This is a genomic window from Streptomyces sp. NPDC048389 (assembly GCF_040706335.1).
Taxonomy (GTDB): Bacteria; Actinomycetota; Actinomycetes; order Streptomycetales; family Streptomycetaceae; genus Streptomyces.
On record NZ_JBEZKP010000028.1, the window covers coordinates 59,174 to 80,422 of the forward strand.

Genomic DNA, 21,249 nt, shown 5'->3' on the forward strand with positions numbered 1-21,249 from the left:
GGCCCCCACCGGGCCGCCGGAGGGGGGCGGGCCGAGGGGGTGGCAGAGGGGATGGTCAAGCGCTTCTACTCATGGGTAACATCGCGTCATGAGCGCAGAGCAGATGTCCATCGGCGAGTTGCTTACCGCCACCGTTCCCATGGTCAGGACCCTCAAGCTGGAGTACCTGGAGACCACGCCCGAGCGAGCGGTGCTCCGCCTGCCCGACGACCCCGAGTACCACAACCACGTCGGCGGGCCCCACGCCGGAGCGATGTTCACCCTGGCCGAGTCCGCGAGCGGCGCCGTCGTCCTCGCCGCCTTCGGGGACCAGCTCGGCCGCGCCGTACCGCTGCCGGTCAAGGCGGAGACCAGCTACAAGAAGCTCGCGAAGGGTGTTCTCACCGCGACCGCGACGCTCGGCCGCCCCGTCGCGGACGTCGTGAAGGAACTGGACGCGGGCGAGCGCCCCGAGTTCCCCGTGACGGTCGCCATCCAGCGCGCCGACGGCGCCGTGACCGGCGAGATGCACATCGTCTGGACCCTGCGCCCCAACAGCTGAGCAGTGGCCGAAGGGCCGGCCGTCCCGTTACCCCCGGGGTGACGGGACGGCCCTTGCGTACACACGGCGACGCGGCCCGGTTGCGGGCGCGCTGTGCAGATACGGCACCCGTGCGCTGCCCCGGCGCGTGCGGGTGACTCGACGGGTGCCGCAGCCGGCAGCGAGGCCGCGCGGCGGGACCGGGTGGCGCCGTCGGCAGCAGGGCCGCGCGGCGGCCCTCAGTTTTCCTTGTGTGCGTCGCGGTGCTGCGCGGCCAGATCCAGGTAGACGGCCGCGTTGAGCTTGATGCCGTCCTGCTCCTCCTGCGTCAACCCGCGCCGTACCTTCGCCGGCACACCCGCGACCAGTGAGCCCGGCGGCACCTGCATGCCCTGCGGGACCAGGGCCTGCGCCGCGATCAGCGAGCCCGCGCCTATGTGTGCACCGTTGAGGACGGTGGCGCCCATGCCGATGAGGACGTCGTCCTCCACTGTGCAGCCGTGGAGGATCGCGTTGTGGCCGATCGAGACGTGTTCCCCGACGGTCACGGGGAACCCCGGATCGCTGTGGACCGTGCAGTTGTCCTGGATGTTGCTGCCGGTGCCGATCACGATCGGCCCGCAGTCGGCGCGCAGCACCGTCTGGTACCAGACGCTCACGCCGGCGTGGAGCGTGACCTCCCCCATCACCACCGACGTCGGCGCGGCGAACGCCTCCGGATCGACTTGGGGTTCCCTGCCGCCCACACCCGCCACCAGTGCCCGCTCCGTCATGCCGTCTCCCTGTCGAATCCGCCGGTCACTCGCGCCCTCCTGCACCGTATGCCCCGGGGCCGGGCGCCGTCGGCAGGGGGTACGGGTGCGCGCTGCGGCCGGGTGCCCTGCGCCGTCCTCGCCGCCCCTCCCGCCCCGACGGCAGCTCAACGGCACCGCGGACACAGCCTGTTGCCGGAGGAGACCGGTCGCCGGGGCCGAGGCCGGGGCCGACCAGCCGCTGGACACCATGCCGACCTGCGTCCCGCCGACGGCTTCGTACGGTTTGATGAGGGGGTGTCACGCGGGGCCCGGCCTGCCTGTCCGTGTGCTTCACCGGGTCGGGGGCCGGCCCGTCCGGCGCACGGCACGGCGGCGGGGGCCCGGGTCCGAGGGGTACTTGGGGTGAACGTCACAGCACGTCATCGCCTTCGCGCCGGGTGCGGCCGACTACCGTGGGTGGGTGCCGAAGAGCAGGAACACCCCGTCGCCCGCGGCCGCCTGGCGCCGCCGGGTGCTCACGCGTGCCGTACACCGCGTGTGGCAATGGGTGCAGGACGCGGGGGCCGTCACGGCCGATCGTCCCGGGCGGCTGCGGTTCCGGCGGATCGGCACCGGCACGCGGCTGGCCTTTCCCCAGGGCACGGTCTTCGGCGAACCGTGGATCGAGCTCGGCGCCCATTGCATCATCGCCGAGCAGGTGACCCTCACCGCCGGAATGATGCCGGGCCTGGACCTCGGTTCCGACACCGTGCTGACCCTCGGCGACGGTGTGGTCCTGGGCCGTGGCAGCCATGTCATCGCCGACACCCGCGTGTCCATCGGCTCGGACACGTACTGCGGTCCGTACGTCTACATCACTTCCACCAACCACAGTTACGACGATCCGCACGAACCGGTCGGCAGACAGTGGCCGCGCACGGACCCGGTGGAGATCGGGCCGGGCTGCTGGCTGGGCACGGGTGCGGTGATCCTCCCCGGGGCCCGGCTGGGCCGCAACGTCGTGGTGGCGGCGGGGGCGGTCGTACGGGGGGAGGTGCCCGACCACTCGGTGGTGGCCGGCGCGCCCGCCCGGGTCGTACGGCGCTGGGACGAGGAGGGCGGCTGGCAGCCGCCGCTGCGTACGCCCGCGCCGGTGCCGATCCCCGCAGGGGTCACTCCCGAGCAGCTCCGCGCGCTCGCGGAGTTGGACGAGGAACTGTCGGAGCCGGCCGACGCCCGGGCCGGTCTCGAGGAGCGCTGACCTGATGAGCGCTGATCCGAGGAGCGTTGATCCGAGGGGCCCTGACTCGACTGGGGGCGCAGATCCGAGGAGCACTGACTCGAGAAGCGTTGACCCCGGCGGCGCTGATCCGAGGAGCGCCGGTCAGCCGCTCGCCAGCAGGACCGTGCCCACCAGCGCCAGTCCGGCGCCCGCCGCCTGCACGCTGCGCAGCCGCTCCTTGAGGACCATCAGCGCCGCGAGGACGGTCACGACCGGGTAGAGGTTCGCCAGTACCGCGGCCACGGTGACGGGCCCTGTCTGCGCGGCGATCGAGTACGTCCCGTTCGCGGCGACGTCGGCGAGGCCGACGAAGGCGAGTGCCGGCAGCGAGCGCAGCACGGTGCGCGCGCCGCCGTCCTCGGGCAGCGCCCGGCCACCGCGCTTCACCGACACGTACAGGGCCGCGCCGCCGACGGCGACGTTGGTGACGCGCTGGACGAACAGCGCGAGGAACAGCCCGGTGAGCGTGGTCGACGCCTCTGCGATGAGGGCCAGTACGGCACCGAATCCGAAGGCCGCGACCAGCGTCAGCAACACGGCCTGCCGCCGCACCGGCGCGCCGCGCAGCTCCGGGCCGCCCGCCAGGACGATGCCGGCCACGGCCACCGCGATGCCCGCGAACTGCAGCAGACCGGGCCGCTCGCCCAGCAGCAGGCCGACGCCGACGGGCACGGCGACGCCCAGGGATCCGAGGGGCGAGACCACGCCCATGGGGCCGAGCGCGAGCGCCTTGTAGAAGCAGAGCATCGCCACCGGTCCCACGGCTCCGGCCGCCACCGCGTACCAGAGCCGTGGTCCGGCCTCCGAGAAGCCGCCGGTCGCCACGACGATCGCGCCGAGCACCACCACGGCGACGGTCTGGGAGGCGACGACCACGGTGAGAGCGGGCGTACGCCGGGTGAGCAGCCCGCCGCCGAAGTCGGCCAGGCCCCAGAGCAGGCTGGTGGCCAGGGCGAAGAGTGCGGTCATACGGGGGCCCTCGCAGTACAGTGTGATGAACCATTCGGTGCACCACACCGTAGTGCACTGTATTAGACTCCGTCATCCAATATATTGGACGGCGCCGGAATCCTGGACGGAATGTGTCGGACCTCGACCAGCTCACCCGGTCGCTCGCCCGGAACCTCAAGCACTGGCGCGGCGAGCGAGGGCTCACCCTGGACGCCCTCGCCGCCCGCTCCGGGGTCAGCCGCGGCATGATCATCCAGATCGAGCAGGCACGCACCAACCCCAGCGTGGGCACCACGGTCAAGCTCGCCGATGCCCTCGGCGTGAGCATCACCACGCTTCTCGACTACGAGCAGGGCCCGCAGGTCCGGCTGGTCCCGCCGGAGCAGGCCGTCCGGATGTGGTCCACCTCCAGCGGGAGCTCCACCACGCTCCTCGTGGGCAACGAGCGCGGCGGTCCGCTGGAGCTGTGGTCGTGGCGGCTGATGCCCGGCGACGAGAGTGCCTCCGATCCCCACCCGGACGGCACGACGGAACTGCTGCACGTGACCGCCGGGGAACTGACCCTCGTCGTCGACGGGCAGGCCCACCCCGTACCGGCCGGCACCTCCGCCACCTTCGAGGCGAACGCCCCGCACGCCTACCGCAACGACGGCGAAGACGTCGTCGAAGTGATGATGGCGGTCTCCGTCCCGCCCGTCCGCTGAGACGCACGACCGCGGCCGCGCGCGGCGGTGTTAGCGTGCGGCACATGCGCGCACCCATCGGGAACTTCGACGATGCCACCCCCGCACCCGACTGCCTCGACCGGCTCGTCGAGCCCGTCGCCGCTGCCGTCCGCGCCTGGCGCGGTGACGTCCCCGCCGATCAGCTCGTCTACGTCGACACCGACCCGGAGATCGCCGACACCGCCGTCTTCGTCGAGCACCACGGACGCGAACTGCTCGAGCAGTCGGCGAACTGCGTCGTCGTGGCGGGCAAGCGCGGCGGCGGGACCACGCTCGCCGCATGCCTCGTCCTGTCCCACGCCCGCGTCGACGTCAACGGCGCCGTGCGCAGGCAACTCGGCGCGCGCAAGGCTTCTTTCGCGTCGATGGACACCGCGACCGGTGACAGCGGCATGGAGTACGGCGGCATCACGCCCATCGGCCTGCCCGCCGACTGGCCGCTGCTGGTCGACCCGGCCGTCGTCGACACAGAATGGGTCCTCGTCGGCAGCGGCCGCAGGCGCGGCAAGCTGATCGTGCCGGGCAAGGCGTTCGTCGCCCTGCCCGGTGCGGTGGTGGTCGAGGGCCTCGGCGTCTGAGGCCCCCGCCGGGGGCGCGGGCCCACCGCGGACGTCCAGTCCGCCGTGGCCCCCTCGGCGGCCTCAGCCCAGCCGCGGGATCTCGATCGCCGGACACCGGTCCATGACCATGTCCAGACCGGCCGCCCGGGTGCGCTCGTACGCCGCCTCGTCGATCACACCGAGCTGGAACCACACCGCCTTCGCGCCGACGGCCACGGCCTCGTCGGCCACCTGACCGGCCAGCCCCGAGTTCACGAACACGTCCACGACGTCGACCTCGAAGGGGATGTCGGCGAGACTGGCGTACCCCTGCTCGCCGTGGACTGTCTCTGCCTTCGGATGGACCGGCACGATGCGCTTGCCGTAGCGCTGGAGCACGTCGGCGACGCCGTATGCCGCCCGCGCCTCGTTGTGGGACAGGCCGACCACCGCCCAGGTGTCACCCGTGGCCGTCAGAATCCTGCGGATCGTCTCTGCGTCTGCGTACATGCCGGGACAACGGGCCGCGGGCCCGGCGGATTCCCCCGCGGGGTTTCGCGCTCCGGGCGGCGCATAGGGTGGCGGGATGCAGGAGCAGTACCGGACGGTCGCCGGCGAGGGCGCCCATGAGACCGAGGTCAACCGATCGCGCTTCATCTGCGCGCTCGCCCCCGCCGCCACCGAGGAGGAGGCGCAGGCGTTCGTCGCCCGCATCCGCAAGGAGCACCCGGCCGCCACCCACAACTGCTTCGCGTACGTCGTCGGCGCCGACGCCGCCGTGCAGAAGGCGAGCGACGACGGGGAACCCGGCGGCACCGCCGGCGTGCCCATGCTCCAGATGCTGATGCGGCGCGAGATCCGGTACACCGTCGCCGTCGTCACCCGGTACTACGGCGGCGCCAAGCTCGGCGCCGGGGGGCTGATCAGGGCGTACGGGGGAGCCGTCGGCGAGGCCCTGGACACGGTCGGCACCATCACCCGCACACGGTTCCGGCTCGCCACCGTCACCGTCGACCACCAACGGGCCGGGAAGCTGGAGAACGATCTGCGGGCGACGGGCCGTCAGGTGCGCGAGGTCGTGTACGCGGACGCCGTCCGGATCGGGATCGGGCTGCCGGACTCCGACGTCGACGCCTTCCGGGGGTGGCTGGCCGACGCCACCGCGGGCACGGCGCGGCTGGAACTCGGGGGCGAGGCGTACGGGGATGCGTGAAGCCGCCCGCACTGTCCGACCCCACCGATACGCTCACCGATCATGAGACTCCTGCACACGTCGGACTGGCACCTGGGACGGTCGTTCCACCGGGTGAGCATGCTCGACGCCCAGGCCGTGTTCCTCGACCACCTGGTGGCGACGGCGTGTGAACGGGACGTGGACGCGGTGCTCGTCGCGGGAGACGTGTACGACCGGGCTGTGCCGCCGCTCGCCGCCGTGGCACTGTTCGACGAGGCCCTGCACCGGCTCGCCGACGCCGGCGTGCCGACGGTGATGATCTCCGGCAACCACGACTCGGCGCGCCGGCTCGGCGTCGGCGCGGGCCTCATCGAGCGGGCCGGTATCCATCTGCGCACCGACCCGGGAGGCTGTGGCACCCCCGTGCTGCTCTCCGACGAACACGGCCCGGTCGCCTGCTACGGGCTGCCCTACCTCGAACCGGCGCTGGTCAGAGCCGAGTTCCAGACGGAGAAGACCGCGCACGAGACGGTCCTCGCCGCAGCCATGGATCGGGTGCGGGCCGACCTTGCCGCACGTGGACCCGGCACCCGGTCCGTCGTGCTCGCCCACGCCTTCGTCGTCGGCGGCGAGACGAGCGACAGCGAACGGGACATCACCGTCGGCGGCGTCGCCGCCGTGCCCTCCGGCGTCTTCCACGGCGTGGACTACGCGGCCCTCGGACACCTGCACGGCTGCCAGACCATCACCGACCGGGTCAGATACTCCGGATCCCCGCTCGCCTACTCGTTCTCCGAGACCGACCACCGCAAGACGATGTGGATCGTCGACCTCGACGCGGCCGGAGCCGTCACCGCCGAGCGGGTCGACTGCCCGGTGCCCCGTCCCCTGGCCCGGCTGCGCGGCACGCTCGAGGAACTGCTCGAGGACCCGGCGCTCGACCGCCACGCGGAGTCGTTCGTCGAGGCGACCCTCACCGACGCCGTGCGGCCGGCCGACCCGATGGCCCGGCTGACCGCGCGGTTCCCGCACACCCTGCACCTCGTCTTCGACCCGGGACGGGCGGCGCAGGACACCACCGCCACGTACGCACAACGGCTGCGCGGGCGCAGCGACCAGCAGATCGCCGAGGACTTCGTCGCCCACGTCCGCTGCGGCAACGGCCCCGACGACGGCGAGCGCGCCGTGCTGCGCACCGCGTTCGAGGACGTACGCGTCGACGCCGGTGTGCGTGAGGTGGCCCGGTGAGACTGCACACCTTGGCCGTCACCGCCTTCGGCCCGTTCGCCACCACCCAGGACATCGACTTCGACGCCCTCGCCAGCTCCGGCATCTTCCTGCTTCACGGGCCGACCGGAGCCGGCAAGACGTCCGTGCTCGACGCCGTCTGCTTCGCGCTGTACGGAGCGGTGCCGGGCGCCCGCCAGAGCCCCGGGGCGTCGCTGCGCAGTGACCACGCGCAGACCGGCACACCCACCGAGGTCCGGCTCGAACTGACCGTCGCCGGGCGCCGGCTGGAGGTCGGCCGGCGCCCGGAACAGCCCCGCCCCAAGAAGCGCGGCGAGGGTTTCGTCAAGGAGAGGGCGCGCAGCACACTGCGCGAGTACGACGCCGCGACCGGCGAATGGCAGGCGCTCAGCACGTCCCACCAGGAGATCGGTGAGGAGATCACCCAGCTGCTGGGGATGAGCCGCGAGCAGTTCTGTCAGGTCGTGCTCCTGCCCCAGGGAGACTTCGCGCGCTTCCTGCGGGCCGACGCGGAGGCCCGCGGAAAACTCCTCGGACGGCTCTTCGACACCCGACGCTTCGCCGCCGTCGAGGACCGCCTCGCCGACCTGCGGCGCGCAGCCGAACAGCAGGTGAAGACCGGGGACGAACGGCTGCTCGCCGTCGCGCACCGGATCGAGCAGGCCGCCGGCCCGGCGGCTGAGCGGCCACGCCCCGAACAGCAGCCCGGCGACGCCGGGCTCGCCGCCGCCGTCCTTCAGTGGGCGGCGGTCGCCCGCACCGGAGCCCGCGAACGGCTCGGCATCGCCGAGCACCGGCTGGCCGCCGCCGAGAGCCGCCGCGCCACGGCCCGGCGGGACCTGGAAGAGGCACAGGCACGGGACCGGCTCCAGCGGCGCCACGCGGACGCCCTCAGGCGCTCCCAGGCCGTCGAAGCGCGGCGGGCGGAGCAGGAGACGCTGCGGACCCGGCTGGAACGGGCCCGCAAGGCCGCACTCGTCGAGCCGGCGCTGCGCGTGCGCGACGCCGCAGAGCGCGAGCACCGGGACGCGGCCCGGGAACGCGAGCGCACCCGTGCCGGGCTTCCGGCGGAGTTCACCGACGCCGGAGCGGACCGGCTCACCGCCGCGGAGCGGGCGCTGCGCGAGGAGTCCGGCGGCCTCGACGCCGCCCGGCGGGCCGAGATCCGCGCCGCCGGCATCACCCGCGAACTCGCCGAGCTCGACCGGCAGGCGCTGGCGGACGACGACATCCTCGACGAGGCGGCGGCCTGGCTGGCCCAATGGGACGGCCTCCGCCGCGACCACCAGGAGCGGATCACGGCCGCGCAGGAGGCCGCGACCCGCGCGGAGCACCTCGCCGGCCGGCTCGAACCGGCCCGCGAGCGGCTGCGCGCCGCCCGGGAGCGCGACGACCTGGCCGCCCGCGCCGAGCGGGCGGCACAGCGGCTGCGCACCCTCCACGACCGGACCAACGAGGCCAAGGCGGCCTGGCTCGACCTCAAGGAGCGCCGACTCCACGGCATCGCCGCCGAATTGGCCGCCGCGCTGGCCCCCGGCCGGGCCTGCGCGGTCTGCGGCTCCGAGGAACATCCGGCACCCGCCCGCCCCGGCGCCGGCCATGTGGACCGCGCCGCCGAGGACGCCGCCTACGAGGAGCACGCCCGCGCGGAGCAGGCCAGGGCGGAGGCAGAGCGGGATCTCGCCGTGCTCGACGAGTCCCACGCGGCGGCGGCCGCGAGAGCCCGCGGAGCGGACCCAACCACCGTGACCGCGCCGCACGGCGACACCGCACGCGTCGCCGCCGCCGACAGGACCGCCCTGCACGCGCAGAGAGCCGGGACCGCCACGGAACAGCCCGGCCCCGCCGTGCCCGGACCCCGGTCCGCAGCGGACCCCACCGTCGCCGGACTGCTCCGGAACGTCGAGGACCTGGAGCGTGAGCACGCAGGCGCCCGCGCCCTCGCCGTCGGCATCCACGGGGCCCGTGAGGCACTCGCCCGCGCCGAACGCGAATACGAGGAGCGGATCGAGGCCCGGCAGGGGGCCGAGCGGCGTGGCGCCGCGCGCACCTCCCGGCGGGAGACGCTCGACCAGGAACTCGCCACCCTCGAAAGCGACGTGAGCCGGGCCCGCGGCGGTGCCCGCAGCGTCGCGGAACGCGCCGCGCTGCTCGATCAGCAGATCGGCCTGCTGGCGGCCGCGGCGGACGCCGTACGCGCCGTCGACAGCACCGCCCTGCGGCTGAAGGAGGCCGACGACCGGCTCGCCGACGCCGCGTTCCGCGCCGGGTTCCGCACGCCGGAGGAGGCGGCCGCCGCGCTCCTGACCGACGCCGAACAGCGCGACGTCCAGCACCGTGTCGACGCCTGGCTGGCGGAGGCGGCCGCCGTCGCCGACCGGCTCGCGGAGGACGACACCCGCGCCGCTGCCGGCCTCCCGCCCGCCGCGCCCGACACGGCCCGCGCCGTCCACGACGCCGCCGAACGCGCCCTGCGCGACGCCGCCTCCGCGCTCGACGCGGCACGTGCCCGCTGCGCCGAACTCGACCGGCTGTCCGGGGAAGCCGCACAGGAGACCCGCCGCCTCGGCCCGCTCCGTGAGGAGTACGACCGGTTCGCCGGTCTCGCCGCCCTCACCGCGGGCACCTCCGCCGACAACGAACGCAAGATGCGTCTCGAGTCGTACGTGCTCGCGGCCCGTCTGGAACAGGTCGCGGCGGCCGCCACCGTACGGCTGCGGCGCATGTCCTCCGGCCGGTACACGCTCGTCCACTCCGACGCCCGCGCCGGCGGGAAACGGGCCGGTCTCGGACTGCATGTCGTCGACGCCTGGACCGGCAGGGAACGCGACACGGCGACGCTGTCGGGCGGCGAGACGTTCTTCGCCTCGCTCGCCCTCGCGCTGGGCCTCGCCGACGTGGTGACCGACGAGGCGGGAGGCGTGCGGCTCGACACCCTCTTCATCGACGAGGGCTTCGGCAGCCTCGACGACCAGACCCTCGACGAGGTGCTCGACGTCCTCGACTCGCTGCGTGAACGGGACCGCAGCGTCGGCATCGTCAGCCACGTCGGCGACCTGCGCCGCCGCATCCCCGCGCAACTGGAGGTCGTCAAGGGCCGGAACGGCTCCGAAGTGCGACTACGGGCGGGCGGACCGCTCAGCGACTGATCGGACGGTGCGGAAGGGGCGAGGAGTACACGACGCTCGTCGTCACGGAACCGAGGGCGCCGATCCTTCCCGACACCTCCTCGAGGTGCCTCATGGAGCGGGTCGCCACCTTCAGTACGAAGCAGTCGTCGCCGGTCACATGGTGGGCCTCGAGTATCTCGGGCGTCGCGTCCAGCAGATCGTGGAACGGCTTGTAGTTGCCGTTCGGATAGCGCAGCCGCACGAACGCGAGAACCGGCAGCCCGAGCCGCTCCCGGTCCACGACGGCCGAGTACCCCTGGATGACGCCCGCCTCCTCTAGCCTCCGCACGCGCTCCGTGACGGCGCTCGCCGACATGGAGACGGCCTTGGCCAGTTCGGTGAAGCCGGCCCTGCCCCGGGTCTGCAGGAGCTGGAGAATGCGCCAGTCGGTGGCGTCCGGTGAATACGCGGTCATGCCCCACAGACAACAGGGGAATCTCCGGCCGATCAACCCGTGTGCCGGGAATTCCTGCTTCCCGGCCGCGGTCGCCGGCCGTAGATTTCCGGACATGACGACGACACAGAGCGACACCACCGCGGCGCGGGCCGCCAACCCCGTCCTGCGGGTCCCGCCCGCCTCCCCGGCCGCAGCGGCGGCCCACTTCGCCGCGAGCCTGGCCTTCCACGCCGATGTCTCCGACGTCGCCGCCGCGCTCGCCGCCGGGGACCCCGGATTCGTGCTCCTCGACTCGCGCTCCACCGAGTCCTGGGACCAGGGCCACGTCCCGGGCGCCGTGCACCTGCCGACCGCCCTCCTCCCCGAACAGGCCGGACAACTCCTCGACAAGGCCGTCCCGGTCGTCACCTACTGCTGGGGCCCCGGCTGCAATGGAGCGACCCGCGCCGCGCTCGCTCTGGCCGAACTGGGCTTCCAGGTCAAGGAGATGCTCGGCGGCTTCGAGTACTGGGCCAGGGAGGGCTTCGCGTACGACACCTGGCAGGGCCGCACCACCCGCGACGCCGACCCGCTCACCGCCCCCGTCGACGCGGACGACTGCGGCTGCTGAGCCCGGCCCCGGGGTCGCCGCGTGCGGGACCGGCCGCGGTCAGCGGCGTCCGGGGGCATGACTCGGGTACGCCGGAAAACCCGCCACGGGATGACCTTGGACGTCTGCCGTCCCGGGCCTCTCGCGTCGCTCAGCCGCCGGGAGCCGGGGCAGCTCCTTGGGGAAGGCCCGCGACTCCTGGCAGTCGACAGCCTTGTACGTGTGGCGGGCGAGCTGGTAGGCGAAGTCGACGATGACCTGTCGCAACTCGTCGCCTTGGACGCGGGTCTCCCCGATGGTCCGGGCGTCGACGGTCAGCGCGTAGGCGTTCAGCGCCTCGCCCCGCTTCTTGCCGGGCGGGGTGCACGGGACGTACACGTACGCGTGGTCCGGGTGCGCCACGGCTCTGATGTCGCCGGACGACACATCGACCGGGTCCACGACGTGCCCCTGCTCCGCGTAGTGGTCACGCCACGGGCCGGGAGCCGCGTCACGGGACTCCACCTCTCCCGAGATGACGGAGCCACCGCTGGTGCGTACGTAACAGCCGAAGAAGAAGTTTCCGTCCGACCGGTTCTGCCGGAGTTTCCCCCGCTCCTCGGCCGAACGAGCCGAGGGCAGAGCACGCGCCGCCGTCTCCCGGTCCGCCGCACCGTCGCACGGCCGGGGCGGCAGCCGGTCGATCCCCTTGGTGAAGATCTCCAGGTACCCCAATACCGCCGCGATCACCACCAGGCAGCCGATTCCTGTGGTGACGATGTTCTTCTTTCGACGTGCCAGCATGAGGCTTCCCATATCCACTCAGAAATTACGCGGCCGGCCGGGCATGGGAGTCCTCCAGCATGCCGTCACTGTCGGTCCACCCTTCCTGAAGGGCCACGCGGATCATGTTTCGCGTGGCATCTTCTGTCAGTTCCTCGGAACCGTGCTCGCCGATGGCGTCGACGGCGCTCTGCTGTGTCTGCACGTTGGCCGACTCCAGGGAGTCGTTCAGCTGCCCTCCACTGTCGTACAGGGCATGGTCCAGCGCGCCGTCGATCTCCTGCGCGTCGATGAGGCGGTCGACGGACATACCGGCGATTCCGCCGAAGAAGCCGCTGGCCGCGGCAGCGGTCGCGGCCACCGCCGGTGCCGTTCCCACGAGGGCGACGGTGCCCACGCCGACACCGGCGGCGAGGATGGACTTGACGACATCGCCCTTGGTCTTGAGGGCCGTGTTCGCGTCCTTCTCGGCCTCCAGGTCGCCGGCGATCTTGGCGTCAGCGACCGAATGTCCGACGATGCCCTCGATGATGCCGGCGTTCCTGGCGATGGCCTTGACCGCGTCCTCCGTCTTTCCGTCGAACATCTCCGGCCGGGCGATGTGCGCTTCCAGGGAACTCCCCGTGTAGACGCTCTCCCCGACGATGATCGCGGCGCGGCCCACGGGGTCCCTGGCCGTCTCGTACAGGAACCGTGTGACATCCAGCTTGTCGAGCCCATCGGGATCCTGACTGTTGGTCCAGAAGATCGACTCGGCTCCCTTGCCGGAGACCGACAGGCTGATCTCGGGCATGTAGGCGGCCGCCATGTCGCCGAAGCTCTCGCCCGTGGCCTTGTTCACCAGATCGGCGCCGGTCTCCGGCTGCGCGACCGCGTGCATGACCTGCTGCATCAGTGCGACCTGCTCCCTGCTGTGCGGCCGGATGTCGGTGGTTTTCTCACCGTCCCCGTAGCCCGTCACCGCCGCCTCGAGGGCGTGTGCCACCGAACCGTCGCGGTCGGTGTACCGGGTGCTCTCCAGCATGTGCTCGAAGACCTTCTTGTCGTCGAAGGTCTCCAGTGCGGCCTCGGGGTTGTGCGACAGGGCCTTCATGTAGCCGATCAGCGGGTCGCGGCCGTCGTCGCGGCCGAAGACGAGGTCCGTGACGTTTCCGGACTTCCAGAGATCGTTGGTGCCCATGCCGACGCTGCCGGCCGGTGCCATGTCCATCTTCAGGAGCTTCTTGCCGTAGGCGTCGAGGAACTCGGCGTCGTACTTGCCGTGGTGCATCAGGCTGCTCATGACCTGGTAGCCCAAGGCGCCGTGCGGCCTCATCGGATCCGAGGGGTTGGCCCGGAAGGCCGTGGTCGCCTCGTCGAGGACCTTCTTCTTCCAGTCCTGCATGCCGTCCGCGTCGGACAGCGTGGCCGTGGCGAGCGTCATGCTCAGGTCCTTCTGGATGCTCTGGAGCTGCTTGAGCTCCTCGCCCCTCGCGCCCGCGTGGATCTCGGCGAGGTCGTTCCAGAACTGCAGGGTCTCCTTGCCGCCCAGTTCGGCGGCGAACTGGGCGGCGAAGAGCTCGTCGTTCTTGTACTTGGCCATGGTCCGCTGGAACTCGGCGAGCTCCTCGGGCGACATCTTCTTCGCGTCCTTGGCCAGCTTCGCCATGGCGTCGGCCTTCTTCAGCGCGTCGGCGGCGGAGTCGCGGTCGGCGTGCTTGGCACCGGAGAAGCCGTAGTCGGCCTGTTCGGCTATCGCCCGCAGGGCACGGGCGGCGGTGGAGTCGCTTGTCGTGGCCTGGTTGAGGAGAACCTGGATCCTGTCCCTGAGGGCCGTGGCCTTCTCCTCGGTGCCAGGAGGCTCGGGGTGCACGGCCGCGATGATGCGGAAGGTGCCACCCACTTCGCCGTAGACCGAGAGCCTGTCCTTCTCGAAGCCGTCGTCCAGGGCCTGCTTGAGCTTGTCCCGGTAGTCGACGAGCTCGTCGTGCGTGTCCTTGAGGATGTTGTGAATGGAGGTCGCCTGGGTGACGGCGTCCGAGAACTCACCGGCCGACTTGGAGATGAACTCGCGCGAGACGGTGGCATTGACTCCGGCCCAGTTGGCCCTGTCGGCCTTGGCCTTCATGTCGTCGCGCGCCCGCTTCTCCAGTTCCTTCAGGTTCTTGACGACCTTGCCCCAGTCGCTGATCGCCGTGTTCAGTAGCGAGAAGTTGCCGTGGCGGAGTGCGTCGAGGTGCATCAGCGCTTCGTTCCCTCGTCAAAACCCTTGTCCAGGGTGGCGATGCTGCTGACCGTGGACGCGATGTGGTACTCGTCGCCCGCGTGGGCCTTCTTCGTGAAGTCCATGTGATTCGAGATGTGAGCACAGGCGTCGAGCAGGGTGGTCAGCGACTTCTCCCACCGCTCCTGGACCACGTCCAGGGCGCCTCCGAGCTCGAACTCCTGTGTCTTGAGGTCCTTGGCGGCGGCCTGGCTGCTGGACCATGCGTCGCGGCCGTCGCGGCCGAGGTCCGTGAACAGCTTGAACGCGGCGTCGCCGACCGCGGCCAGGTCCCGCTGGCTGACCTTGAGGTCACCCTGCTGCCCGCCGCCACCACTTTCGCTCGGCACCTGGTTCAGCTGCATGTGCGAGGAGCTTCGGCTGCTGGCGTCGGTCTTCAACCGCTCCCATTCGTCCCACGCCATCTGGCGGCTTCCTTTCCCCCGTACGGACAAACAAAGATCGACGTTCCACTCGAGAATCCGAAAGGCATCCGGGACACGTCAAAGATCGACTCTACACAGGGTGTTGAGGCCCACAGCCGAGCAACCGGTCCCGATCCGGGGCGCCGATCCGTACGCCGGGCCGAGGAGTGGTCGTGCGGGCACCGGTCTGGCACTCGCGTGTTCCCGGCCGGTGGGGGATGCCGGACGATCCGGCGCGCCTGATCGCCTGGCCGGCCACGGACGAGGCGGAGCGGGTCACCGGCCAGGTCACCGACTCGGAGGGCGGCTTCCGCCGCTGACGGGGCGGGAGCGGGTGGCGTGTTGGCGTGGGTGGCCGCTGCGCGGGGCCGTTCCCAATCCCCGCCCATTCCCGTGACCGGGCTCCGCCCGGACTTGCCCACCGCGCTCAGCGCGGTGTTTCGGGGGCGTCGCCCCCGGACCCCCGCGCCTCGATCGCCCGCGAGGCCGACACGGTCAGTCCGGCCGGTGTTTGAGGCCACCGCGCGAAGCGCGGTACGGGGTCCGGGGCTTGCCCCGGTTCCGGGAAAGGGGCGGGGAGGGAACAGGACCGCCGCAGGCGCCACCCGCCCGGGGCCGGAGCGCACCCGCACCCGCCTCCCGTCACCCCGCCCTCACAGCCGCGACAGCTCCTCCACCAGGTCGTCCAGCCCCAGCGAACCCTGCGACAGCGCCGCCATGTGCCACGCCTTCGCGTCGAACGCGTCCCCGTGCGCCCGCCGCGCGTTCTCGCGGCCCAGGAGCCACGCCCGCTCGCCGAGTTTGTAGCCGATCGCCTGCGCCGGCATCGACAGGTAGCGGGTCAGCTCGCTCTCGACGAAGTCCGCCGGCCGCCCGCTGTGCATGCCGAAGAACTCCTGCGCCAGCTCCGGCGTCCACCGCTCGCCCGGGTGGAACGGCGACTCGGCGGGGATCTCCAGCTCCAGGTGCATACCGATGTCGACGATCACCCGGCAGGCCCGCATCATCTGCGCGTCGAGGTAGCCGAGGCGGCGCTCCGCGTCGTGCAGGAAGCCCAGTTCGTCCATCAGGCGCTCCGCGTACAGGGCCCAGCCCTCCGCGTTGGCGCTGACCTGGCCGACCGATGCCTGGTAGCGGGAGAGCTGGTCGGCGACGTGGGTCCACTGGGCGATCTGGAGATGGTGGCCGGGGACGCCCTCGTGGTACCAGGTGGACACCAGGTCGTACACGGGAAAGCGCGTCTCGCCCATGGTCGGCAGCCAGGTGCGGCCGGGCCGTGAGAAGTCTTCCGACGGACCGGTGTAGTACGGCGCGGCGGCCCCTCCGGGCGGGGCGATGCGGGACTCCACCTTCCGTACCCGCTCGGCGAGTTCGAAGTGCGTGCCGTCGAGCGCGTCGATCGCCTCGTCCATCAGCCGCTGGAGCCAGTCCCGCACCTCGTCCACACCCTCGATGTGCTCACCGTGCACGTCGAGATGGGCCAGGGCCTCCCACGGGCCTGCTCCCGGGAGGATCTTCTCCGCTTCCTTCTTCATCTCGTCGAGCAGCCGGTGGTACTCGGACCAGCCGTACGCGTACGCCTCGTCCAGGTCGAGGTCGGTGCCGTTGAAGTAGCGGGACCAGCGTGCGTAGCGTTCGCGGCCCACCGTGTCCGGGGCGCCGGCCACGGCGGGTGCGTACACGTCGCGCATCCAGTCGCGCAGTTCGGCCACGGACCGGGTCGCCTCACCGGCCGCGACGTCCAGTTCCACCCGCAGGGATGCGGGCCCGTCGGCCGCGAACCCCTCGAAAAAGCCGCGCCCGGTGCCGCCGCCGCTCCACTCCGTCAGCTGCTCGATGAAGGTGGCCGTGGGGCGCGGGCCGCCGAGGAGCTTCTTCTCGAGCCCGAGGGCGAGCGATTCCCGGTAGCCCTTCAGCGCGCGCGGGACTGCCCGCAGCCGTTCGGCGATCGCTGCCCAGTCCTCCTCGGTCTCCGCCGGGGTGACGGTGAAGACCTCGCGCACCGTGTGGGCGGGGGAGTGGATGTTGCTGACAGCGCGCAGGCTCTCCTCGGCGTCGTGGACGGCGAGTTCGGCGGTGAGCCGCTCCCGCAGCAGCCGTCCGCAGCGGCGCTCGGCGTCGCTGTCGGCGCCCGGCGACTTCTCCGCGTCGTCGAGCCTGGCCAGCGTTTCGCGGGCGAGCCGGGCGACCGCGTTCTGTCCGGCCGGCGAGTAGTCGGGGAGGAGCCCGGAACTCTCCTTGATCCCCAGGTAGGTACCGAGGACCGGGTCAAGCTCGATGAGTGCGTCGACATAGGTGTCGGCGACCTGGCGGGGCAGCGCGCTGCTGGAAGTCTCTGACATGCGCCCATCCTCGTACGAACGGAGGCTCCGCGTCACCACCGTGGGGCCCCGGTCGCCTGACTACCGGACGCACCGGCCGGTTCATCCGCCCTCGGTCGCCGCCGGAGGCAGCAGCGGTCCGCACTCCCACTGCTGGAAGATCAACCGCGTCTCCACCCGGGCCACTTCGCGCTGTGACGTGAACTCGTCGATCACCAGCCGCTGCAGATCCGCCATGTCGGTGACCGCGACGTGGACGAGATAGTCGTCCGGACCGGTGAGATGGAACAACGCCAGCGACTCCGGCAGCGCGCGGATGCGTTCGACGAACGGTCCGATCAGTTCCCGCCGGTGCGGCCGCACCTGCACCGACAGCAGTGCCTGCAGCCCGCGGCCCAGCCGTGCGGGGTCGAGAGCGAGCCGGTGGCCGAGGATGACACCGGAGCGGCGCAGCCTCGCGACCCGGTCCAGGCAGGTCGAAGGGGCCACACCGACCTCCGCCGCGAGGTCGCGGTAGGTGGTCCGGGCGTCGTTCTGGAGCAGGCGGAGAATCTGGAGGTCGATCGGGTCCAGTGCGACAGAATCAGCCATCTGCCGAACGTAGCACGGTGAAGAATCGCTACCTCCCGGTAACTGTTCACAGTGCGGCCATGGAGAACGCAGCTTCGGCCACGCCCGCGACCCGGGCCCTGGCCACCGATGCCGTGCACGCCGGCCGCGAGGATCTCGTCGAGCTCGGCGTGCACGCCCCGCCGCTCGACCTGTCGACCACCTACCCGTCGCACGACGCCGCCGGTGAGGCGGCGCGCATCGACGCGTTCGCCACCACCGGAGCACGGCCGGACGGGCCGCCCGTCTACGCGCGGCTGGACAACCCCACCACCGCCCGCTTCGAGACTGCGCTCGCCAAGCTCGAGGGCACCGAGAGCGCCGTCGCCTTCGCCAGCGGCATGGCGGCCCTGACCGCCGTGCTGCTGGTGCGTGCGAGCACGGGCCTGCGCCACATCGTCGCCGTCCGGCCGTTGTACGGCTGCAGCGACCATCTGCTGAACGCCGGACTGCTCGGCACCGAGGTCACCTGGACCGACCCGGCCGGCATCGCGGACGCCCTCCGGCCCGACACCGGCCTGGTCATGGTCGAGACTCCGGCCAACCCGACGCTCGCCGAGGTCGACCTGAAGGCCGTACGGCATGCCTGCGGCTCGGTGCCGCTGCTCGTCGACAACACCTTCGCCACCCCGGTGCTCCAGCGCCCCGCCGAGGAGGGCGCGCGGCTGGTCATGCACAGCGCGACCAAGTACCTCGGCGGTCACGGCGACGTCATGGGTGGCGTCGTCGCCTGCGACGAGGAGTTCGCCCGCAAGCTGCGCCAGGTGCGCTTCGCGACCGGCGGCGTGCTCCACCCGATGGCCGGATACCTGCTGCTGCGCGGGCTGTCCACGTTGCCGGTACGGGTCAGGGCCGCCTCCACCACCGCCGCCGACCTTGCCCGCAGGCTCTCCACCGACCCTCGCGTGGCCCGTGTCCACTACCCGAGCATCGGCGGCGCGATGGTCTCCTTCGAGGTGTACGGGAATCCGCACGATGTGATCGCCGGCGTACGGCTCATCACGCCAGCGGTGAGCCTCGGCAGCGTCGACACCCTGATCCAGCACCCGGCCTCCATCAGCCACCGCATCGTGGACGCCGGCGACCGGCGTTCCGCAGGGGTCAGCGACCGGCTGCTGAGGATGTCGGTCGGCCTCGAGGACGTCGAGGACCTGTGGCGAGACCTGACGGAGGCCCTCAGCGCTCGGCCTGATCGCTCTGCCGCGCCCGGCCGTTCGGCGCTGCCTGCTCAGCCCGCTCGTGAAGGGAACGCGGAGGGACGGCAGCCGCGTCCAGTCGGGCTGTGACCACCAGGGTCCCCTCCTCGATCTGGTAGTCCAGCGGCAGGCCGAGGCCGCGCATGGCGGCGACCATCGCGGTGTTCGACGCCTGAGTGACGGCGTAGACGTGCTCGCAGCCCGCCTCGGCCGCCATCCCCACCAGGCGTTCGAGCAGCATCGAGCCGATGCCCCGGCGCTGCCAGGTGTCCTCGACGAGCAGCGCGACTTCGGTCTCGTCCCCGTCCCACAGCAGATGGCCCAGGGCGACCAGCCGCCCGGAGGTCGTCTCCACTGCGAGGGTGCGGCCGAAGCGCGGGCTCAGCAGGTGGTTCAGATAGCGGTCCGCGTCCTGGACCGGGCCGTGGTAGCGCAGGGCGAGCGTCCGGGCGGAGCACCGCTCGTGCATGGCGAGCGCCGCGTCGACGTCGCCCTGGTCCGCGCGGCGCACGGTGATCTCGTTGCCCTCGGGGAGGGTGAGGACGTCCTGGCTGCGCGGGACGCGCGGGCCGAGGCGCGCGTCCAGCTCGACGAGGGCCCGGGCGCGGGCGAACTCGGTCGGGGTGAACGGCAGATAGGCGCGCTCGACGGTGATCGCACCGCCGTTCGGGTCGCGCAGCCGCATCACGGTCTCCTCCAGAACTCCCTCGACCGGGGGCGTCTCGCCGGTGGGGCGGCCCGTCGGCGAGACGGCCGGGCGGGAGCGGATGGTGCACCGGCCGAGCAGCTGCCGCAGCGCCAGCGGCAGTTCCGCCGCGTCGAGCGCGGTACGGGTGGCGAGCCCCAGTACCCGGGTGGGGGTGTCGACGAGGTCGTGCGCGTCGGCCCGCTCCGTCCAGGTGCCGCTGCCGCCGGCCGCGGCGACCTCGCGGGCCAGCTCCTGCGCCTGGAGCGAGGCGGGAGCGCGCAGCAGGAACTCGTCGACGGTGCAGTCGGCCAGCGGGTGGGTCTGCAGCGTAAGGATGTCGACGTCGAGCCGGGCCAGGGCGCCGCACAGCGCGGCGAGGCTGCCGGGGGTGTCCCGGACGGTGGTGCGCATCCGCCAGAGCGTGGTCTCACGGGGGCCGTCGGGTTCGGTGCCCGGGGCACCGGTGGCGGTGCCCGCCGTCGCCCCCGTGGGCGGTGCGTTGCTGTGGCGCCGTGCCCACCATGTGTGGAAGGCGGCCGTCGCGGCGAGCGTCACGGCGGACGCCACGAGCAGGAACGGCCCGTCGGGTGTGTGGCCGATCAGTTTGGCGATGGTGTCGGCGACCGCGACCGCGGTGAACATGGCGGCCAGTTCGACGAGGTCCCGCCGCCAGTGGTGCGGACGGCGGGCACTCTTCGCGGAAGTCACATCTGTCATGGCCTCACTGTGACCTACCGGTGTTGCGTGATCACGAACGCTTTGTGACTGATGGGTTAAGAGCCGATCTGGAGCACTATCGGCTGTTATTGACCGTTTCTGGTGCGGAGTGTTCGCTTCCATGCTGCAAGGCTGACAGAGCACTCCGCCCGGCGACGGCTCCGGCCGCCCCTACGGCCGGGACCGTACCGTCACTGGCCGACGAGCCCCGGCTGGAGCGTCCGGCTGAACAGAACCGTTCCGCCCTCGGCACTCGAGCTGCCGGACGCAGCGACCTCCCCAATGGCCGGACGAACCGCTGCCCGACCCGGCGTACCCGGCGTACTGCCTCACCTGCCCTTCAGCCCGTGGTTCTTCTCCGCCCCGGTGGCGGCCTTGCCGATGAAGAGGGCGTGGGCGCCGTCGACCCACGTGAGCGCCGGTTCCCCGGGCGGGACGGACCGGTCGCGTCGCCTGCGCCGTCCTGCAGCGCCGGCCGTCACGAAGCGAGGCGGGCCGAGTTGCTGCCTCGGCACCACGTAAACGCCTCCCTCGTCGGGCACGTAGGAGCCGGGCAGCCCCTCGAACGGGCCGCCTGCGGAACGAACTGGCGAACTCCGGCTGGGCCGGGGCCCCGACCGAGCGCCGCGAAACACTCCGGTCGCGCCTTGCCGCCGAGACGGCGGACCCGGACGTCGAGAAGACCCCCACCGACGCCGCGCACCAGCCCGAGAAGAAGGAAGCCGCACCCGTGACGGCCGTCGCGAAGCCCCCGACGCACAGGCCGTGACCACGAAGGAGGGCTTCCTGCGCGCTCTGGAGACCTCGGCGGTCGCCGACCGCAGGTGCGGGAAGCACGAGGCGGTGCGCCACGCGCTGATGCCGGAGCTGCTGTGGGCCGTGGCGCACCCGGGCGGGCTGGGGCGGTGCCGATATGAGGACCGCCCTCGGAGGCCGCGAGCAGTGACCCCGTGACCGGTG

Annotated in this window: 21 protein-coding genes and 1 pseudogene; 11 read left to right on the plus strand and 11 right to left on the minus strand. The window is 72.1% G+C overall.

What is annotated here, in order from left to right; all coding sequences use genetic code 11:
* The first annotated feature begins 88 nt into the window (after positions 1-88).
* Entirely contained in the window at positions 89-541 is a 453-nt protein-coding gene (locus AB0903_RS20215) for a DUF4442 domain-containing protein (RefSeq protein WP_356896889.1), read from the plus strand.
* A gap of 218 nt (positions 542-759) precedes the next feature.
* Here the strand turns inward: AB0903_RS20215 and AB0903_RS20220 are convergent, their stop codons facing one another.
* The gene (locus AB0903_RS20220) at positions 760-1,293 is read right to left on the minus strand and encodes a gamma carbonic anhydrase family protein (protein WP_366704617.1); all 534 of its coding nucleotides are present in this window, start codon (positions 1,291-1,293) and stop codon (positions 760-762) included.
* Positions 1,294-1,735: 442 nt separating this feature from the next.
* On the opposite strand from AB0903_RS20220, the gene AB0903_RS20225 reads away from it, so the two are divergent.
* The gene (locus AB0903_RS20225) at positions 1,736-2,515 is read left to right on the plus strand and encodes an acyltransferase (protein ID WP_366704619.1); all 780 of its coding nucleotides are present in this window, start codon (positions 1,736-1,738) and stop codon (positions 2,513-2,515) included.
* A 123-nt stretch (positions 2,516-2,638) separates the two neighbouring features.
* Here AB0903_RS20225 and AB0903_RS20230 read toward each other — a convergent pair whose 3' ends face one another.
* Complete coding sequence (locus AB0903_RS20230) at positions 2,639-3,505, minus strand: DMT family transporter (RefSeq protein ID WP_366704621.1); 867 nt, start codon at positions 3,503-3,505, stop codon at positions 2,639-2,641.
* Between the two features lie 113 nt (positions 3,506-3,618).
* On the opposite strand from AB0903_RS20230, the gene AB0903_RS20235 reads away from it, so the two are divergent.
* Positions 3,619-4,191, plus strand: coding sequence for an XRE family transcriptional regulator (locus tag AB0903_RS20235; RefSeq protein ID WP_366704623.1), 573 nt, complete (start codon positions 3,619-3,621; stop codon positions 4,189-4,191).
* Between the two features lie 44 nt (positions 4,192-4,235).
* Positions 4,236-4,790, plus strand: a complete 555-nt coding sequence (locus AB0903_RS20240; protein ID WP_366704625.1) for a YbaK/EbsC family protein — start codon at positions 4,236-4,238, stop codon at positions 4,788-4,790.
* A gap of 63 nt (positions 4,791-4,853) precedes the next feature.
* Here AB0903_RS20240 and AB0903_RS20245 read toward each other — a convergent pair whose 3' ends face one another.
* Positions 4,854-5,261, minus strand: a complete 408-nt coding sequence (locus tag AB0903_RS20245; protein WP_366704627.1) for a CoA-binding protein — start codon at positions 5,259-5,261, stop codon at positions 4,854-4,856.
* A gap of 76 nt (positions 5,262-5,337) precedes the next feature.
* On the opposite strand from AB0903_RS20245, the gene AB0903_RS20250 reads away from it, so the two are divergent.
* From AB0903_RS20250 to AB0903_RS20260, 3 genes are read left to right on the plus strand one after another with little or no spacing between them, the layout of a single operon-like run.
* Positions 5,338-5,964 carry a YigZ family protein gene (locus tag AB0903_RS20250; RefSeq protein ID WP_366704629.1) on the plus strand — a complete coding sequence of 209 codons (627 nt, stop codon included), beginning with the start codon at positions 5,338-5,340 and terminating at the stop codon, positions 5,962-5,964.
* Between the two features lie 42 nt (positions 5,965-6,006).
* Positions 6,007-7,173 (plus strand): exonuclease SbcCD subunit D, encoded by a 1,167-nt coding sequence (locus AB0903_RS20255; protein WP_366704631.1) that lies wholly within the window; start codon positions 6,007-6,009, stop codon positions 7,171-7,173.
* On the plus strand, positions 7,170-10,322 hold the full coding sequence (locus AB0903_RS20260; RefSeq protein WP_366704633.1) for an AAA family ATPase: 3,153 nt from the start codon (positions 7,170-7,172) through the stop codon (positions 10,320-10,322). The genes AB0903_RS20255 and AB0903_RS20260 overlap by 4 nt, the downstream gene beginning before the upstream one ends.
* On the opposite strand, the gene AB0903_RS20265 is transcribed toward AB0903_RS20260, so the two are convergent.
* Entirely contained in the window at positions 10,312-10,758 is a 447-nt protein-coding gene (locus tag AB0903_RS20265; protein ID WP_366704635.1) for an Lrp/AsnC family transcriptional regulator, read from the minus strand. The genes AB0903_RS20260 and AB0903_RS20265 overlap by 11 nt on opposite strands.
* A gap of 94 nt (positions 10,759-10,852) precedes the next feature.
* Here AB0903_RS20265 and AB0903_RS20270 point away from each other — a divergent pair, with 94 nt between their 5' ends.
* Positions 10,853-11,350: a rhodanese-like domain-containing protein gene (locus AB0903_RS20270; protein ID WP_366704637.1), complete on the plus strand. Its 498-nt coding sequence runs from the start codon at positions 10,853-10,855 to the stop codon at positions 11,348-11,350.
* Between the two features lie 39 nt (positions 11,351-11,389).
* Here AB0903_RS20270 and AB0903_RS20275 read toward each other — a convergent pair whose 3' ends face one another.
* From AB0903_RS20275 to AB0903_RS20285, 3 genes are read right to left on the minus strand one after another with little or no spacing between them, the layout of a single operon-like run.
* Positions 11,390-12,112, minus strand: a complete 723-nt coding sequence (locus tag AB0903_RS20275; RefSeq protein WP_366704639.1) for a hypothetical protein — start codon at positions 12,110-12,112, stop codon at positions 11,390-11,392.
* Positions 12,113-12,137: 25 nt separating this feature from the next.
* Complete coding sequence (locus AB0903_RS20280) at positions 12,138-14,312, minus strand: hypothetical protein (protein WP_366704641.1); 2,175 nt, start codon at positions 14,310-14,312, stop codon at positions 12,138-12,140.
* Positions 14,312-14,758, minus strand: coding sequence for a hypothetical protein (locus AB0903_RS20285; protein ID WP_366704643.1), 447 nt, complete (start codon positions 14,756-14,758; stop codon positions 14,312-14,314). The genes AB0903_RS20280 and AB0903_RS20285 overlap by 1 nt, the downstream gene beginning before the upstream one ends.
* Positions 14,759-14,964: 206 nt before the next feature.
* Here AB0903_RS20285 and AB0903_RS20290 point away from each other — a divergent pair.
* Positions 14,965-15,078 (plus strand): annotated as a pseudogene (locus AB0903_RS20290) (3-ketoacyl-ACP reductase); the annotation flags it as partial.
* Between the two features lie 333 nt (positions 15,079-15,411).
* Here the strand turns inward: AB0903_RS20290 and AB0903_RS20295 are convergent.
* Positions 15,412-17,100, minus strand: coding sequence for a DUF885 domain-containing protein (locus AB0903_RS20295; protein ID WP_366704645.1), 1,689 nt, complete (start codon positions 17,098-17,100; stop codon positions 15,412-15,414).
* Between the two features lie 81 nt (positions 17,101-17,181).
* Entirely contained in the window at positions 17,182-17,670 is a 489-nt protein-coding gene (locus tag AB0903_RS20300; protein ID WP_366704647.1) for an Lrp/AsnC family transcriptional regulator, read from the minus strand.
* A gap of 59 nt (positions 17,671-17,729) precedes the next feature.
* Here AB0903_RS20300 and AB0903_RS20305 point away from each other — a divergent pair, with 59 nt between their 5' ends.
* On the plus strand, positions 17,730-18,974 hold the full coding sequence (locus AB0903_RS20305) for a PLP-dependent transferase (RefSeq protein ID WP_366704649.1): 1,245 nt from the start codon (positions 17,730-17,732) through the stop codon (positions 18,972-18,974).
* Here AB0903_RS20305 and AB0903_RS20310 read toward each other — a convergent pair.
* Together AB0903_RS20310 and AB0903_RS20315 are read right to left on the minus strand one after the other, a co-directional pair.
* On the minus strand, positions 18,865-20,289 hold the full coding sequence (locus AB0903_RS20310) for a GNAT family N-acetyltransferase (RefSeq protein ID WP_366704651.1): 1,425 nt from the start codon (positions 20,287-20,289) through the stop codon (positions 18,865-18,867). The genes AB0903_RS20305 and AB0903_RS20310 overlap by 110 nt on opposite strands.
* 329 nt (positions 20,290-20,618) lie before the next feature.
* A complete protein-coding gene (locus tag AB0903_RS20315; RefSeq protein WP_366704653.1) occupies positions 20,619-20,807 on the minus strand; it encodes a hypothetical protein in 189 nt (62 codons plus the stop codon).
* Between the two features lie 247 nt (positions 20,808-21,054).
* Between AB0903_RS20315 and AB0903_RS20320 the strand changes: the two genes are divergently transcribed.
* A complete protein-coding gene (locus AB0903_RS20320) occupies positions 21,055-21,243 on the plus strand; it encodes a hypothetical protein (protein ID WP_366704655.1) in 189 nt (62 codons plus the stop codon).
* The last annotated feature ends 6 nt before the right edge of the window (positions 21,244-21,249 follow it).

Excerpts from the sequence above, each read along its gene's own strand:
- AB0903_RS20230 (WP_366704621.1), bottom strand. The coding sequence starts at position 3,505 with ATGACCGCACTCTTCGCCCTGGCCACCAGCCTGCTCTGGGGCCTGGCC.
- AB0903_RS20275 (WP_366704639.1), bottom strand. The coding sequence starts at position 12,112 with ATGCTGGCACGTCGAAAGAAGAACATCGTCACCACAGGAATCGGCTGC.
- AB0903_RS20265 (WP_366704635.1), bottom strand. The coding sequence starts at position 10,758 with ATGACCGCGTATTCACCGGACGCCACCGACTGGCGCATTCTCCAGCTC.
- AB0903_RS20300 (WP_366704647.1), bottom strand. The coding sequence starts at position 17,670 with ATGGCTGATTCTGTCGCACTGGACCCGATCGACCTCCAGATTCTCCGC.
- AB0903_RS20285 (WP_366704643.1), bottom strand. The coding sequence starts at position 14,758 with ATGGCGTGGGACGAATGGGAGCGGTTGAAGACCGACGCCAGCAGCCGA.
- AB0903_RS20220 (WP_366704617.1), bottom strand. The coding sequence starts at position 1,293 with ATGACGGAGCGGGCACTGGTGGCGGGTGTGGGCGGCAGGGAACCCCAA.
- AB0903_RS20305 (WP_366704649.1), top strand. The coding sequence starts at position 17,730 with ATGGAGAACGCAGCTTCGGCCACGCCCGCGACCCGGGCCCTGGCCACC.
- AB0903_RS20240 (WP_366704625.1), top strand. The coding sequence starts at position 4,236 with ATGCGCGCACCCATCGGGAACTTCGACGATGCCACCCCCGCACCCGAC.
- AB0903_RS20250 (WP_366704629.1), top strand. The coding sequence starts at position 5,338 with ATGCAGGAGCAGTACCGGACGGTCGCCGGCGAGGGCGCCCATGAGACC.
- AB0903_RS20310 (WP_366704651.1), bottom strand. The coding sequence starts at position 20,289 with ATGACAGATGTGACTTCCGCGAAGAGTGCCCGCCGTCCGCACCACTGG.
- AB0903_RS20245 (WP_366704627.1), bottom strand. The coding sequence starts at position 5,261 with ATGTACGCAGACGCAGAGACGATCCGCAGGATTCTGACGGCCACGGGT.
- AB0903_RS20295 (WP_366704645.1), bottom strand. The coding sequence starts at position 17,100 with ATGTCAGAGACTTCCAGCAGCGCGCTGCCCCGCCAGGTCGCCGACACC.
- AB0903_RS20255 (WP_366704631.1), top strand. The coding sequence starts at position 6,007 with ATGAGACTCCTGCACACGTCGGACTGGCACCTGGGACGGTCGTTCCAC.
- AB0903_RS20280 (WP_366704641.1), bottom strand. The coding sequence starts at position 14,312 with ATGCACCTCGACGCACTCCGCCACGGCAACTTCTCGCTACTGAACACG.
- AB0903_RS20215 (WP_356896889.1), top strand. The coding sequence starts at position 89 with ATGAGCGCAGAGCAGATGTCCATCGGCGAGTTGCTTACCGCCACCGTT.
- AB0903_RS20270 (WP_366704637.1), top strand. The coding sequence starts at position 10,853 with ATGACGACGACACAGAGCGACACCACCGCGGCGCGGGCCGCCAACCCC.